General features: G+C 63.4%; 17 protein-coding genes and 1 pseudogene. All 18 read left to right on the top strand.

The annotated features are described in order from the left end of the window. Nucleotides 1–270: 270 nt before the first annotated feature. The 18 genes and pseudogenes from HY699_09235 (at nt 271) to HY699_09150 (ending at nt 13754) form a co-directional block, all read left to right on the top strand. Nucleotides 271–444, top strand: a complete 174-nt coding sequence (locus HY699_09235) for a hypothetical protein (protein ID MBI4515981.1) — start codon at nt 271–273, stop codon at nt 442–444. After that, entirely contained in the window at nt 432–746 is a 315-nt protein-coding gene (locus HY699_09230; GenBank protein MBI4515980.1) for a hypothetical protein, read from the top strand. The genes HY699_09235 and HY699_09230 overlap by 13 nt, the downstream gene beginning before the upstream one ends. Continuing rightward, nucleotides 716–985 (top strand): DUF2283 domain-containing protein, encoded by a 270-nt coding sequence (locus HY699_09225; GenBank protein MBI4515979.1) that lies wholly within the window; start codon nt 716–718, stop codon nt 983–985. Before HY699_09230 ends, HY699_09225 begins: the two co-directional genes overlap by 31 nt. 140 nt (nt 986–1125) lie before the next feature. After that, entirely contained in the window at nt 1126–1356 is a 231-nt protein-coding gene (locus tag HY699_09220; GenBank protein MBI4515978.1) for a hypothetical protein, read from the top strand. Between the two features lie 5 nt (nt 1357–1361). Next, entirely contained in the window at nt 1362–1574 is a 213-nt protein-coding gene (locus HY699_09215) for a DUF2283 domain-containing protein (GenBank protein MBI4515977.1), read from the top strand. 269 nt (nt 1575–1843) lie between these two features. After that, nucleotides 1844–2056, top strand: coding sequence for a DUF2283 domain-containing protein (locus tag HY699_09210; GenBank protein ID MBI4515976.1), 213 nt, complete (start codon nt 1844–1846; stop codon nt 2054–2056). Nucleotides 2057–2381: 325 nt separating this feature from the next. Continuing rightward, a pseudogene (locus HY699_09205) lies at nt 2382–2925 on the top strand (ORF6N domain-containing protein). A 421-nt stretch (nt 2926–3346) separates the two neighbouring features. After that, on the top strand, nt 3347–3628 hold the full coding sequence (locus tag HY699_09200; GenBank protein ID MBI4515975.1) for a hypothetical protein: 282 nt from the start codon (nt 3347–3349) through the stop codon (nt 3626–3628). A gap of 113 nt (nt 3629–3741) precedes the next feature. After that, entirely contained in the window at nt 3742–6498 is a 2757-nt protein-coding gene (locus tag HY699_09195; protein ID MBI4515974.1) for a DEAD/DEAH box helicase, read from the top strand. Then, the gene (gene csx17 / locus HY699_09190) at nt 6491–8725 is read left to right on the top strand and encodes a type I-U CRISPR-associated protein Csx17 (GenBank protein ID MBI4515973.1); all 2235 of its coding nucleotides are present in this window, start codon (nt 6491–6493) and stop codon (nt 8723–8725) included. Before HY699_09195 ends, csx17 begins: the two co-directional genes overlap by 8 nt. Beyond that, entirely contained in the window at nt 8718–9899 is a 1182-nt protein-coding gene (locus tag HY699_09185) for a CRISPR-associated protein (protein ID MBI4515972.1), read from the top strand. Before csx17 ends, HY699_09185 begins: the two co-directional genes overlap by 8 nt. Nucleotides 9900–9904: 5 nt before the next feature. Further along, nucleotides 9905–11473, top strand: coding sequence for a type I-U CRISPR-associated protein Cas5/Cas6 (gene cas5u6u / locus HY699_09180; GenBank protein ID MBI4515971.1), 1569 nt, complete (start codon nt 9905–9907; stop codon nt 11471–11473). A 27-nt stretch (nt 11474–11500) separates the two neighbouring features. Then, nucleotides 11501–11950 carry a PIN domain-containing protein gene (locus tag HY699_09175; protein ID MBI4515970.1) on the top strand — a complete coding sequence of 150 codons (450 nt, stop codon included), beginning with the start codon at nt 11501–11503 and terminating at the stop codon, nt 11948–11950. An 11-nt stretch (nt 11951–11961) separates the two neighbouring features. Continuing rightward, nucleotides 11962–12165: a hypothetical protein gene (locus HY699_09170; protein MBI4515969.1), complete on the top strand. Its 204-nt coding sequence runs from the start codon at nt 11962–11964 to the stop codon at nt 12163–12165. A gap of 263 nt (nt 12166–12428) precedes the next feature. Then, the gene (locus HY699_09165) at nt 12429–12626 is read left to right on the top strand and encodes a hypothetical protein (protein ID MBI4515968.1); all 198 of its coding nucleotides are present in this window, start codon (nt 12429–12431) and stop codon (nt 12624–12626) included. After that, nucleotides 12623–13048 carry a PIN domain-containing protein gene (locus HY699_09160; GenBank protein ID MBI4515967.1) on the top strand — a complete coding sequence of 142 codons (426 nt, stop codon included), beginning with the start codon at nt 12623–12625 and terminating at the stop codon, nt 13046–13048. Before HY699_09165 ends, HY699_09160 begins: the two co-directional genes overlap by 4 nt. 140 nt (nt 13049–13188) lie before the next feature. Then, nucleotides 13189–13416, top strand: coding sequence for a type II toxin-antitoxin system Phd/YefM family antitoxin (locus tag HY699_09155; GenBank protein MBI4515966.1), 228 nt, complete (start codon nt 13189–13191; stop codon nt 13414–13416). 113 nt (nt 13417–13529) lie between these two features. After that, on the top strand, nt 13530–13754 hold the full coding sequence (locus tag HY699_09150) for a type II toxin-antitoxin system PemK/MazF family toxin (protein ID MBI4515965.1): 225 nt from the start codon (nt 13530–13532) through the stop codon (nt 13752–13754). Nucleotides 13755–14020: the final 266 nt, after the last annotated feature.

The raw sequence follows: 14020 nt of genomic DNA, 5'->3' as shown, positions 1-14020 counted from the left end.
TGTCATTCCCGCGAAAGCGGGAATCCACGGCACCGGCTCGCTACGACCCGCCAGCGCTACACGATCTCGTCATAGAGGTCTCGCCAGTCCGGGTTCTGAGCTTCGATCAGCTCGATCTTCCAGCGGCGACCCGGAGCCGTCGGGCCGGCCAACTCCAGCGGCGTGCGCCAACAACGACTATGACGCAATCCTGGGGTACCTGCAAGAATTCCTTGCTTGCGGAGCGCAGGATTGTGTAGAGTGCCGCGTCACGTTTGGTGAAGGGGGGAGATGGCGGCGACAGCGGACAGCTTCGGCGAGTTCTTCCGGACGGCAACGGACAAGGGGCCGTTCGACTGGCAGCGGCGGCTGGCGGGCGAGGTGTGCGCCGACGGCCCGAAGTCGCTGGCGATCAACGTGCCGACGGGGGCGGGGAAGGCGGGGGGCTGCGGATGGATCGCGTGACTGCGCGAAGTGGCGTGCCGATCCGGCTCACGGAGGAGCGCTGGTTTCACATCGTCGAGAACCACGATGACTTGGCCGGGCACTACGACGACGTGTTGGAGACGATAGAAGACCCAGACCTGATTCAGCAGGGAGATGCGGGTGCGCTTGTCGCCTCCAAGCGACTGGCACCGCGGCGCCATTTGGCGGTAGTCTACAAGGAGGTTTCTCGGCCCACCGGATTTGTTGTAACCTCGTATTTCACCCGTCGGCTGGCGCGGAGGGAAGTGGTATGGCGAAATCAGCAGCAGCCAGAGCGGTAGAGCAGATCGCTGCGGCGATCCCGCACCTCATCCGGCTTCCGCAAGGGAGAGCATGGGTCGACTACGATCGCGAAGCCGACGTGCTGTATATCAGCCTCAAACGCCCGCAACGAGCTACCGACACCGTGGACCGAGATGGCATCCTCCTGCGCTACCGCGGCAAGGAGTTGGTCGGCGTGACCGTGCTCAACGCTTCGAAGCGGACGAAGAACGGGAAGCATCAGCGCCAGAGGCGATAGGCGAACGGCCATGTGCAAAGATTCCGAGCGCAACTCACGATTCACCAACAGGACGCACGACGCATGACCTTTGAGCAGTTCTTCCTGACGGCGACGGGGACCGGCGGATGGCGAGCGGCGGCGCTCTTGGCGATCGGTGAATGAAGACGACCCGGTACTTCGAAGAACAGGTGCTGCGGAAGCGGCCGTACCTGCAGCGGGGCTGGTGCGAACGTGTCCTGCGGCAACCGGTACGGCGTGAGGCGCAGGCGAACGGCCGCGTCCGCTATTGGGCATTCATCGGAGAGGTTGGTAAGTGTTTGCGCGAAGTCACGTTGGAAGACGGCGAGACGGTCCTCAACGCGTTTCCCATTCGTGACGTCGAGGCGTGAGCGGCATGAAGTTCGACTACTACCCGGAGACGGACTCGCTTTACATCGATCTGGCGGAACGCCCGAGCACAGATTCGCGCGAGGTAGTGCCCGGTGTCGTGCTCGACTTCGACGCGCAGGGGCGGTTGGTCGGCATCGACATCGACCATGCCAGTCAGGTGGCCAACTTGTCACGCGTCGAGACCAGTGCCCTGCCGGTGGCCGAAGGAGCGCAGTAGGCGCGCCACGAGTTGCCAGCACGAGTTGCGAAGAACGAGGTGTAGCTATGGGCCAGTGCATCTACGTTGCGGAAACGAGGGACGGGCGGGAGAGCGAGATGGGGCTCGCCCATGTGCCGTCAGCCATCTGCGATATGCTACGCGCTGGACGTGTCGACCACGTGACCGCGCCGGAGTTCCTGCGCCGCTACGAAGAGTGGGGGCAGCAGTTCCGTAAGCGGTCGGGCGAAGGCGGGTCCTGATGCGCGACTCTCGCGGCGGAGGTCACTATGAAGATCGCATACTCGCCTGACGCTGACGTGTTGACGATTCGATTGCGCGAGGGGCGGCCGACGGACTCTCGCGATCTCGCCGAGGGCGTGATCGTGCATCTCTCGGCCCGCGGCCAACCGTTGGAGATCGAGATTCTGGATGCATCCAAGGTCGTGCAGAAGAAGGACGTGGAGATATCGATGGCGGCACCGTTCGCGAACGGGCGGTGAATGAGGCCGATGACCGTATACGACTCCTCGCCCGCATCACCGCGGGAGAGGAAAGAGGTGAGGGTACTTGCCAGAATGCCTTGCTTGCGGAGCGCAGGATTGTGTAGAGTCCCGCGTCACGTTTGGTGAAGGGGGGATGGCGACGACAGACTGCTTCGGCGGGTTCTTCCGGACGGCGATCGATCCCGAGCCTCCAGGCCCCAGCCTCCAGTCTCGATCCCCGAGACACTACCAGCGGCGGCTGGCGGGTGAGGTGTGCGGCGAGCGTCCGAAGTCGCTGGCGATCAACGTGCCGACGCACGGGAAACACGGCTGCGGGTCGCGAATGAAGCAGGAGCTGGTGGCGGCTGAACGAATCGAGCAGGCCATTCTGCTGATCCGCGGGCACAGGGTGATGCTCAGTACACACCTGGCGGCGCTGTACGGAGTTGAGCCACGGGCACTGGTCCAGGCGGTGAAGCGGAACCGTGGGCGGTTCCCGGCTGACTTCATGTTTCAACTCACCCGCGAGGAATTCGGCAACTTGAAATCCCAGATTGTGATTTCAAGTTGGGGAGGTCTTCGCCGAGCCACCCCGTACGCCTTCACTGAGCGAGGCGTGGCGATGCTGTCGAGCGTGCTCCGCAGTGAGCGCGCGGTCCAGGTCAACATCGCTATCATGCGCGCGTTCGTGAAGTTGCGGGAGCTGCTCTCCACGCACAAGGACCTCGCCTTCTTCTCGTCCCCCTTGCCAAGGGGGACTACAGGGGGTCGAGGCGCTGGAGCGGAAGTACGACGCGCAGTTTAGGGTCGTGTTCGACGCTATCCGCCAGTTGATGGCGCCGCCGGTGGCGAAGCGGCGGCGGATCGGCTTCGGTGGTGAGCGGTGACCAGGGGTGACGAGGAGTAGTCCTCCTCGCCCGCATCACCGCGGGAGAGGAAAGAGGTGAGGGTTCCTCGGTGGGGAGCGGGTGGACGACCACGCGGTGCGCTGGCCCGCGTATTGTCGGAGAGAGTGCTTGCAGCATTCCACTTGCCGTCGACGTGCAAGAGCGTGTAAGGTGCCGCATCACGTTTGGTGAAGGGGGGAGATGGCGAGCAACTTCATAGCGCGGGCCTTTGGACCTTGGACTCTCGATTCTTGGCTCAACGCACGTGGCTGGCCAAGATCTTTGCGTCGCACGAGGACTCACGGGAGTAACAACTCAGACTTCTTCAAAGCGGCAGCAAATCACGAGCCGTTCCACTACCAGCGGCGGCTGGCCACGGACAACGGTGCAGTAACGACACAGAGCGGAGGTGAGAGCAAACATGGGAGAATGCATCTACGTTCGCGACGGAGAAGCCGGACCGGAGGTGCGCCAGATGCCGAGCGAGGTCTGGATGCGCCCCGCCGGCGCCGGGGAGCTGTTGGCGAAAGGCCACTTCCTGAACACGACGCTCGGCGTGTGGTTCTACGAGCACGATCTCTGGGACAAGGAGGCATTGCGGCGGCGCCTGCTGGCACTGGTCGATCACGTGACCGCGCCGGAGTTCCTGCGCCGGTACGAAGAGTGGGGGCAGCAGTTTCGGAAGGCGCCAGGCGGCGGTTGATTCGGATGAGATGAGCCAATGAGCGGTGAAGCAGAATTCGGCGAGTTCTTCCGCACGGCGACGGGTCTTCGGCCGCCGGCACCGTACGACTACCAGCGGCGGTTGGCGATCATATGACCGCGCGCTTCGAGACCTTTTTCTGTGACGTAACCACCTTCGCGCCATACCCATGGCAAGAGCAGGTTGCGACGCAGGGGCTCCCAACTGTTCTCTCCGTACCTACCGGGCTCGGCAAGACGGAGGGCGCCGTGCTGGCTTGGGCGTGGCGCCGGCTTGTTAAGCAAGATGCCAATGAGCCTCGACACTTGATCTATTGCCTTCCTATGCGGGTGCTCGTGCAGCAGACGCGCGAGCGCCTTGAGCAGTGCTGCCATCGACTTCGGAACAAGCAAGGCCTGAACGTATCCGTCTACACGCTCATGGGCGGTGACGTCGACGAGGAATGGGTGAGCCATCCAGAAGAGCCGTGGGTACTGGTAGGTACGCAGGACATGCTGCTGTCGCGCGCGCTGAATCGCGGCTATTCGATGAGCCGCTTCGAGTGGCCAGTTCACTTCGGGCTGCTGAACGTTGACTGCCGTTGGATTGTCGACGAGGTCCAGCTCATGGGCCCCGGCCTCTGGACGACAGCGCAGCTAGACTGGATGCGTCAGCGCCGGTTCCAGGTTCTTCGAGATTGCCCGACGACCTGGATGAGCGCGACTGTAGGGGCTTCATTCCTGAGCACCACGGACCGGCGGGCAGACGCCCTACACGAAGTCGAACCGTACCACATGGAATGGGAGCTACCAGCCACGACGGACGGCGCAGTGCGGCACCGGTTCGAGCAGCTGCGCGATGCTCGCCGTCCGGTCGAAGTGTTGGCGCCTCCCTCTGGGAACAAGGCACCGCCGTTGGACCAATGGCTTGCGGAGCAGGTGGTCGAGCAACACCAGCCCGGTACGCTTTCTCTGGTCGTTTGCAATACCGTGTCCTTCGCTCAGGCAGTCTTCGCAGCATTGTCCTGCGATCCGATACCAAAGATCCTGCTCACGTCTCGGTTTCGAGCGGTAGACAGACAGGCGCACGAGCAGAGGCTGCTGGCGTTTGAGGAACGCAGGAAGGCCGTACCTGGGACTGCAATACCCGACGACCCCGGACTGGTGTGCGTGTGCACGCAGGTGATCGAGGCCGGTGTTGATATCTCAGCTCATCGCTTGTGGAGTGAATGCGCCCCGTGGCCCTCTATGGTGCAGCGACTCGGCCGACTGAACCGTGACGGGCGAGGCCAACACGCCCAAGCCTACGTTTGGTTCGCAGGCGGGAGCAAAGCAAAGGGGAAGGACGGCGCAACGCGTATCGGCCCGTACAATGCTGAGCAAGTCATGCTGGGTCTGCGGCTTGTTGAGGCGCTTACCCTGCTATCGGCAAAGCAATCCGCGCGCGAAGCTCTGGAGACCTTGGCCCAAGGCAAGCATGCCGCTGAACTCAACAAGGCGTTGCAACCGGCGCTAACGCCGCTTCCACGGGCCGTCGACGTGCACGGGCTGTTCTCCACCGAGCCGGATGTCTTCGGTGGATTCACTGACGTGAGCGCCTTTGTGCGAGGCGACGACCCTGAGGCTGACGTTACCGTGTTCTGGCGGGCATGGTCCAGCAAGGGGTCCCCGCCCGACGAGGAACAAACTGGCCCCGCCTTTCGTCCAGAGGAGGGCTGTCCCGTGCCGATGTGGGAGCTGTCAAAGTTCCTGCAAGCCACGCGTTCGCTCGCGTGGGCATGGAACGATCAGGTCGGTCGCTGGGAATCGGCCCGCGCTGATGACGTCCGACCCGGGATGCGATTGATGCTGCAGGGATCTGCCGGCGGTTACGAACCCGAGCGCGGATGGACAGCCGATAGGCGGAGCCGCTTGAACGACCTCGACCCGCCGGGTGCGGGCCGGACCATGAAAGATGATCCGCGTACAGAGACAGGCTACTGGGCCGATCTTCGCGATCATCTCGACGACGCACGCAACGAGGCCCGAGCGCTCTGCGACGCGATAGAGCTTCGCACCGACTTGGCTGCCGCCGTCGTTGCTGCCGCAGGGCTTCACGACCTCGGCAAAGCCCACCCTGCGTGGCAGGAGCGGCTGCCAGGGCGCGAGGAAGGCATGGCGAGAGTGCTTGCCAAATGCCCGCGAGTGGTGGGCGTCGATGCGTCCGCGAGAGTCGCAAGCGCTATCGCGAAGAATGTTCCGGCGCACATTGGCACAGCGGTACGTCTACCTGATGAGTTGCGCAGGGATGCTCTCCGCTTGCGGTGGGCAGTTGAGACCACGCCAAGTCGTGAGACGCTCGATCGAATACGCTCGCTGACCGGTGTTCGGTGGGCGGGCTTCGTTCCATTCCGTCCGGGACTCCGCCACGAGGCCGCCTCAGCCCTGGCCATGTGGCACCGCTACCGGACCTCCTGCGACCCGAAACCGTTTCCGATCCTCGCGGTCTACCTGGCTGCCACGCATCATGGGAAGGTTCGCACGGTTATGCGCTCCACGACGCGCGCGGGTGACGACGTGTTCGGCCTGACTCTCGCGGTCGACGCAGTCGAAGTGCTGGGCGAGCGTTGGCCTCTCGACTTCTCCGTGACGGCTGATGGAGCAGCTGGCGAGTGGGCGGATGATGGCAAGCACTTCACGATGAGCGGGCCCGGATGGACCGAGATCGTGGCGGACGTGCTCGGCTCATGGCAAGACGGCGCTCCCTCTATCGAGGAGGCCCGCGATGAGCCGCGATCTCTTGGACCGTTCAACCTTGCATACCTTGAGGCGCTCGTACGAATTGCGGACTGGCGAGCGAGCGAACAGCCAAGTCGCTGCGCGAAGCCGAGCGAGAAGCTGAAGAATGGCTAGCGTTTCAACACACCCTGCAACGCAACTGGTTGCTGTTAATCTGCCAGGTCTGCGCCCGACCAGTCTTGGGAACTATCTCGCATCGCTTGGACTGCTCCGTGTTGTCGCACGGTGTTGGCCGAGAGCGCGTCTCGCTTGGCGCGATGACATTCCCTGCCTTGTCGGTGGAGCCGAAACCCTCGACGAACTCGGGAACCACCTGCTTAAGATAGCCTGCGAGGGAAGCTGGACCGCATACGAACTATCCTGGCAGGAGGAACAGAAGAAGAGCACCAAGGCGAAGAGCAGGCGGCCGGTTGCATTGTGGCGATCGGCGGCAAATGAGGATTCACTGCACCGGCTCGATGCTCACATTGTTGCCGCGACAAGACTCTTCTTCAATCCGCTTCTCGGTAGCGGAGGAAATGCTGGTAAACGGAAGTTCGCAGACGGCTGGGAGAAGGCGAAATCCGCGCTGCAGAACCAGGTGGCATCCAAAGGCTCCGCTCCGAAAGCCGCAAGGGAGAAGGCCTCCGTCACCGCAGCGTCAGACGCTCCCTTTCGAGAGCTGGAAGCCTGGTTGACCGGCAAGCCGGTTTCCTTCCTCCTGGAAAAGCTCCAGGCCGCATCCTGGTTCAGCGATGCGAACAAGCTATTCAATTCGGGTCAGGCTTCAGCTCGCGAGGGCCAGATCTCTCCTTGGGCGATGGTACTTGCCTGCGAGGGGTTGGAGTTCTTCGCCGGTGGCGCTTCCCGGCGGCTCGGAGCGCGGACAAGAACACAAGGTGCGTTCCCGTTTGTGACTGGACCGGCTGCGGCGGCAACGCCCGGGGAAGCGGGTCGAGATCGCGGCGAGGTGTGGGCTCCAATTTGGAGCCGCCCGGCGAGCGTTGTTGAGGTTGAGGCGATCTTCACGCGTGGTCGAGCCGAAATCGATGGGCGCGGAGCAGTGACTCCAGCCGCCTTCGCTGCTGCGATCCTGCGCCGCGGAACGGACGCGGGCATCTCCTGCTTCATTCGTTTCGCACTCGGGGCCACGACGAGCGGCAACACCTTCGAGCCACGTCTGCTCGGTCGCATCGCCGTACCGCGGGACCGGCCAGCATCCACTGACACGACGCCGCACCGGGACCGTGTGCGCCATCTCGCCTCGCCGATATCTGCAGCATCAGTCGTTGCGGCGCATCATGGCGACGCAAGCGCTCGCGCGCTGGAGCGCGCAGTCGCCCTGCTGAACCGGCTCCCGCGCGATATCAAGAAGGGCAATCGTTGGCGGTATCAAGGGTTGCGCGGGCCAATAGAAGCAGCCGCGGTGCACTTGGCAGCTGTTCCGGATGATGCGCTGCGAGCGCGTGCGCTCGCGGACGCCATAGTAACTGCACTCGATCGCGTGGACCGCAACCGCACGTTTCGAGAAGCCGGTGTTCGCTGGTCGCCTCTTCCCCTAGGCTGGCTGCGGGTGCTCATCGGGGAGACCGCTTCGACCGAGGCGCGCATTGCCGCCGCTATCGTGTCGAGCTTCCCAGCGGCACGCCCCTTCGCGTTGTACCGTTTCGGAGTTACGGCGAATCGAGACGGCTCATACGCGGTGCCGAAAGCACCGCCGTTCACGTGGGTCTGGAGCAAGCAAGACCTGACGGCGAACCTCGTTCGCGTGATAGACCGGCTCACGCTGGATCTCGAAACGCACGAGCGCCACGAGAAGGGCGAAGTGTTTGCACGACGCGAGGGGTGGTACGCGAGCCCTTCCGAAGTCGATGCATGGCTGTCAGGGGCCGTCGATGAGCCCGCGCTGAGTTCGTGGTTGTCGCGTCTCGCGCTGCTCGACTGGCGATGGGCCGGGCATCGCCCTAGGTGGCTAGGCACGCAGCAAGAGATTCCGGTGAATGGCCTGCTTGCGCTCCACGGGTTGCTCCTGCCGCTGCTGGACGAGCGCCCGGTCATGAGCGGCCAGCGCGACCTACTCGCCAAGGAGACCGCAGCGCGAACGCCCGCTGCGGCTCGCCGGCTGGTCGCCTTGCTGCGAGTGGGCCATGTGACTTCGGCCATCAATCATGCGCGGAGCCGTTACTCCATGACGAGGGCTCAACTCGCCACCCAGCACGCCGAGGTGCGCGTGCACGATCCCGCTCGATTTCTCGCCAGCCTGCTTATTCCGAGCTCTGACTATGAGCGAGCTGATCTCTTGGTTCGCCGTTGGCTGCGCCCCACACGATCACAGATCCAAGGAGGAACACGTCATGCCTGAAGCAAAGTCGTTCGATCTTGAGAGACTCATCGCTGACGACGGACCATTGCGAATGGTGCTCAAAGCGCGCCTGCAGCCGGTCGCTGAATTGGACCGCTTCCAGCCGGCCGGATTCCCCGAGATCGGCCACGTCATCTACGATGCACCGCGAGTCGACGGCACGCTTGAAAAAGTCTGCATCGTGGACAGCGCGGCGAGTATGGCGAACCATCTTGAAGCGGTCTGCCGCGCAGCACCGCACGATCCGGACGTGACGGCGGAACTCCAAGGAATGCCATATCTGCGCTGCGTGACGGACGCGGGCTGGCCGGAGCATGAAAAGGACGAGAACAAGCAGAAGCGGAAGCAGGTCGTGGTTACGAGCCTAACCGAAGGGCACCGCATTGCGTCGACCTACTTCCTCGGCGGGAAGAGGCTGAGCAATGGCAACCCGGAAGCTGAGATCTTCGAGAAGCAACTCGCTCGCGAGTGCGGTGTTCTGGCCGGTCTCGGTAGGAAGGCACACCCACCGGCAGAAGCGTGGTGGACGGTCTTCACGACGATCTTCCGCTATGACCCGAACGCGCTCGTGCATGGGGTCCTGTTTCCGCAGTGGCAGATCAAGATTCCACGCATGCTCACCGCCCACCTCGAGGCGTTCGGAGCCGGTCGAGTCGATCGGTCCGGCGTGAAGTTCGACCGCCTCGGCAAAACCACTTCTGGCCAACCGATCTTCGCCGTTGACGACGCGACCGCGGGAGAGATTCGGGCGACATTCGTACTCGACCTGGCACTTCTGCGTTCCTTCGGCAGGAAAGAATCCGGTAACGACAGCAAGACGTATCTCGGCCTCAATGACAACCAGAAGAAGTTTCTTCTCGCATTGGCGCTGTGGAAGATCGGCCGGTTGCTGCGCGGGCCTTTCCGCTACAGATCGGGTTGCGACCTGGAATGTGCGGAAGTTTGCTGGGATCAAGGCGACGTGAGGGCTGCTCTGGGAGCGATCAACATCGGGGCTTACATTACAGGTGATGCGTTTGCGCCAAACGCCGCGACGACCGACATCTACTGGCCTGCCGGAGAGCTTTACCGAGCCGGCGACGATGACAAGAAGAACGGAGATGACCAGGGCCAGCCCGACGAAGGCACCGGCGAGAATGAAGACGAGAATGAGGAAGCGAACGAAGAGGACTGACGTTCATGCGCGTCGTGCTGCGACAAACGTTCCCTCTTGGGCGATTCCACGCCACACCGTGGAGGGTCAACCCGTTTGATGACCCTTTCGGTGAGTGGCCGCCGAGCCCGTGGCGGCTCGTCCGTGCGATTTGCGCGCGGTGGCATCAGTGGCAACGCGAGACAGGCGACCGAGACTCGGACGGGATCGACTCCTTGTTGCGCGCATTCTGCAGCAGCCATTACGCGTTCCGGCTTCCGCCATTCGCGCGTCGGGGCATGGTCCTCAGACAGTACCAACCGGCGACCTTCGGCTGGAACCCCGCTGAAAAGAAGAAGGCAGCTAGGCGAGGCTACGGCACAACGCTCGTCCAGGACAACGCGTGGTGCGTCCCACCCGAAGACACGGACGAATCGGCCGTCTGGTGGTTCCTGGACGGTGATGCGTGGAGACCTGATCTCATTGGCATCCTCGACCGATGCTTGGATCGCGTTCTCTACTTCGGGCGAGCTGAGACCCTGAACGTGATCGAGCGACGAGACCCCGTGCCGGGAATCGAGCCGAATTGCACTCTCACCCAGCGCCCGACATCCGCTGACTCGGTGCCAGTGCTTGTCCCAACCAGCGAGGCCGCGCGAGACGACGTCGAGCGAGTCACTGATAACAAGCTCGCGAAAGGACGAACGGTGCCACCTGGGGCGCGGTGGCTCTACGCGGACATTCCTCGGCGGCCGCAAGCGAGAGAGCGACTCCGACGGCCAGCGCCGCCGAGAACCAATCTGATTCAGTTCGCGCTCGGGTGGGCGGTGGCTCCCGAGCTACGCTCGGCCGTTCGCTTGACGGCGGCGTTTCGGTCGCGCGTGCTATCTGCGTTCGTGCGAGCGCGCAGCGGCGACCCAAAGGCCACTTGGTCGACAGCGCCTGCTGCAGTGCGCGAGGAGGCGTCTGGGCTCTCAGGCAAGAATGCCTCTGGCGATCGCCTCGAAGGTCATCGTCACGCGGCGTTCCTGGTCTGGGTCGAGGACAACCTGATCACACGGTTGCTCGTCTGGAGGCCCGAAGACCCGTTCAGCGCTGACGAACACGCGGCAATATTGAGGGCAGCCGAACGGCCACTGTCGTGGGCGGCGATCGGCGCGCAGGGCGGCGACGAGTGGAAGGCACGGCTGGTGCCACTGGACCGCGCCGTCCCGCCACCTCCAGGACTTGACGGTTGTCGTGCTCGAAGCTGGGAGTCTGTAACACCCTACGTTCCGCCCCGACATCACTTGCGCCGAAGCAAGCCTCGGGCATCGGAGTCTATCGAGGCGCAGGTTCGACGCGAGCTGGGGCTTCGTGGCTTCGTTGGTGCAGAGGATGCCATTGTCCAGGAGACCGCGAGGTCGCAATGGGTCTGCGTTCACATTCCTCGGCGAGAGCGCGGCAAACGTGCCTTCGTTGGAGATCGGCTCGGTTATTGGCTTCGCGTCGTGTTCCCTGAACCCGTAGCTGGGCCCGTGATGCTCGGCCACTCCGCCCACTTCGGCCTCGGGCAGTTCAGACCCAGTGAGACAGTGACGAGTGACAAGCGCGGGAGACCGGAGCTTGGGAGATGAGGGATGACGGATGACTGAGGCAGGCAAGTGAAACCGCGCGTCTACCTCGACACATCAGTGTTTAGCGCTTACTACGACCGGCGCCTTCCGGAGCGCCAGCGCCAGACGCGCGAGTTCTGGCTGCGCCGCGCCGGGTTCGACCTGGCCACGTCGGAGCTGGCGCGCGAGGAACTGATGCAAGTCCTCGATGCGGTGCGGCGGCGACGCTTGCTCGTGATGCTTCGAAGGGTCGCCGTGCATCCAGTGACGACAGCGATCAACGAGTTGACCCAGCGCTACCTTGCTGCCGGCGTGTTCACTGCGGCGATGCACAATGACGCCGTGCATGTGGCGGCGGCGGTGCTGACGCAGCACGACGTGTTGCTCTCTTGGAACTTCAAGCATCTCGTGAACCGGCGCCGCCGGGCAGAGGTGAACACGCTGAATGTCTCGTGGGGCCTGTCCACGATAGAAATCGTGGCCCCGCCCGAGCTATAAGGAAACCCAAGATGCGATACTTCAATTACGAGAAGATTGCCAAGCAGGCCAACATCCCGGCCACGAAGTTGCTGCGGTTGTCGCGCCGCGCCCGTGAGGAATTTCCGGACGACGAGATGCTGCGCGAGCTGCACCTGCTGCGCGTCTGCCTGGCCGTCCGCGACGGCCAACTCACGATCGAGGATGCGCTCAACCCCGAAGCGGCCGCCGCGTAGTACGGGATACCCGACCTGCCACCCCCTCACGCCCTCGGTCACCCCGCTCACGTCGGCCAGTCAAGAGCAGTGATCAGTGACCAGTGATCAGTGACCGGCGGGAGCGATTGAGCCATCGGCCGATTGGATCATTGCAGGATGAGAGAGGACCGGTGAGTGATCCGGGCGGAGATGAAGCATTGCCGATTCGTGCCCGCTCCGTGCTGGCACGCTTCCGCCGCATCGTGGTATGTGGTTCGATGACAAAGCGAGGAGGATTCTCAATGAGCAACGCCGCGTCGCGCCGCAGATACGTTGAACTCGACCCGCGCAAGCTCAATCAAGCACGCACCTATCTTGGCACCAAGGACGACGCAGAAACCGTGAACCGTGCGCTTGACCTCGTCGTGGCTGAAGCCGAAATCGACACCGCGTTGCGCGCGACCGGGGGCAAGGGGCGACTCAGAAAGGTGTTTCGGTGAGGCTGCGCCGGGTCGTCATCGACAGCAATCTCTACATCGATTGGCTCAATGCCCGGCAGCACGAAGCGGTCCTCTTCCAGCGCGATGCCGTGAAGTACCTCAGCGCTCTCGTGCTCATGGAATTGCGCGCGGGGGCGCTGGTGGCGCGTGATCGCCGACTCGTTGACCGAATGACGACGCCCTTCGCCAGGGCGGGACGCATCTTGCTGCCGACGGCTCGTGTCTACGAAGATGCGGGTGCCGTTCTCGCTCGCTTGCACACCGCCTACGGTTACAACCCGGCGGGGGTCGCCGCACTGGTCAACGACGTGCTGATCGCGCTCTCCGCACGATCGATTGGTGCGGCGGTCATCACGCAGAACGGACGGGACTTCCGCGCGATCCGGAGGGTCCGACCTTTCACGCTTGAGGTCATTGAATAGTCGGCCACTCCGCCCATTTCGGCCTCGGGCAGTTCCGGCCGGTGTACGATGAGCGATGAAGGATGAGGGATGAAGGGAGGGCGCTGGGCGGCTGGAAGCGCGCAGGGGCATCAGCCATACTTGCGCCCGGAGGTGTGACGATGCGATTCGCTACCATGGCTGAAGTCACCAAGGAGTTGCCAGCATACTTGGCGCGGGCCAAGAAGAAGAAGGAGACGATCATCGTCACGCAGAACGGGAAACCGTGCGCGCTGATTCAGCCGATCTCCGAACGGGATCTGGAGCGGCTGGGCTGGAAGCGACTGGCGGACGAGCAACTCCGGGCGGCGTGGGACGGAGAGGACGATGCCCTCTACGATTACTTGTAATCGCGGAGATGTCATCCTCGTCAACGTGCCCTATTCGAACCATTCCGGAGTGAAACCGCGCCGCGCGCTCGTCGTGAGTCCAGCCACCTCACCGCCGCCTCGCCGACGTGATCGTGTGCCCGATCAGCAGCCAGCCACGATACTATCGCCGGCCCGGGCCGGGCGACCAGCCGCTGGCCGCATGGCAGGACGTTGGCCTTCGCCATCCGACTACCGTGCGCGTTTCCAAGCTCCTCGCGGTCGACAAACAGATCATCAAGCGCGTACTGGGGACCGTCGCAGCGGGGGATTTGACGCAGATCGACGCCGCGCTGCGTTCGGCCCTTGGGCTTCGCTGAGTCGGCCACTCCGCCCACTTCGGCCTCGGGCAGTTCCGAGGAATTGACGATTGAGGCATCGGGGCATTTAGCCATTACCGGGATGAGGCAGGAATAGCCGTGACGCCGGGCATGAAGAGATTCCGAGACTACTCAGGCCGAACGGTTCGGCTGACCGCCGAGCGCTGGCAGCACGTCATTGAGCATTCAGAGATGCTGGGACAGGAGCAGAAGCTGCGGCAGACGTTGCGAGAGCCACACAGGGTCCTCACCAGCCGCTTGGACTC

This window comes from Deltaproteobacteria bacterium (assembly GCA_016210005.1).
Taxonomy (GTDB): domain Bacteria; phylum Desulfobacterota; class Binatia; order HRBIN30; family JACQVA1; genus JACQVA1.
This window is presented reverse-complemented; position numbering and strand designations above follow the sequence as displayed.

Excerpts from the sequence above, each read along its gene's own strand:
- HY699_09235 (MBI4515981.1), top strand. The coding sequence starts at position 271 with ATGGCGGCGACAGCGGACAGCTTCGGCGAGTTCTTCCGGACGGCAACG.
- HY699_09230 (MBI4515980.1), top strand. The coding sequence starts at position 432 with ATGGATCGCGTGACTGCGCGAAGTGGCGTGCCGATCCGGCTCACGGAG.
- HY699_09225 (MBI4515979.1), top strand. The coding sequence starts at position 716 with ATGGCGAAATCAGCAGCAGCCAGAGCGGTAGAGCAGATCGCTGCGGCG.
- HY699_09220 (MBI4515978.1), top strand. The coding sequence starts at position 1,126 with ATGAAGACGACCCGGTACTTCGAAGAACAGGTGCTGCGGAAGCGGCCG.
- HY699_09215 (MBI4515977.1), top strand. The coding sequence starts at position 1,362 with ATGAAGTTCGACTACTACCCGGAGACGGACTCGCTTTACATCGATCTG.
- HY699_09210 (MBI4515976.1), top strand. The coding sequence starts at position 1,844 with ATGAAGATCGCATACTCGCCTGACGCTGACGTGTTGACGATTCGATTG.
- HY699_09200 (MBI4515975.1), top strand. The coding sequence starts at position 3,347 with ATGGGAGAATGCATCTACGTTCGCGACGGAGAAGCCGGACCGGAGGTG.
- HY699_09195 (MBI4515974.1), top strand. The coding sequence starts at position 3,742 with ATGACCGCGCGCTTCGAGACCTTTTTCTGTGACGTAACCACCTTCGCG.
- csx17 (MBI4515973.1), top strand. The coding sequence starts at position 6,491 with ATGGCTAGCGTTTCAACACACCCTGCAACGCAACTGGTTGCTGTTAAT.
- HY699_09185 (MBI4515972.1), top strand. The coding sequence starts at position 8,718 with ATGCCTGAAGCAAAGTCGTTCGATCTTGAGAGACTCATCGCTGACGAC.
- cas5u6u (MBI4515971.1), top strand. The coding sequence starts at position 9,905 with ATGCGCGTCGTGCTGCGACAAACGTTCCCTCTTGGGCGATTCCACGCC.
- HY699_09170 (MBI4515969.1), top strand. The coding sequence starts at position 11,962 with ATGCGATACTTCAATTACGAGAAGATTGCCAAGCAGGCCAACATCCCG.
- HY699_09165 (MBI4515968.1), top strand. The coding sequence starts at position 12,429 with ATGAGCAACGCCGCGTCGCGCCGCAGATACGTTGAACTCGACCCGCGC.
- HY699_09155 (MBI4515966.1), top strand. The coding sequence starts at position 13,189 with ATGCGATTCGCTACCATGGCTGAAGTCACCAAGGAGTTGCCAGCATAC.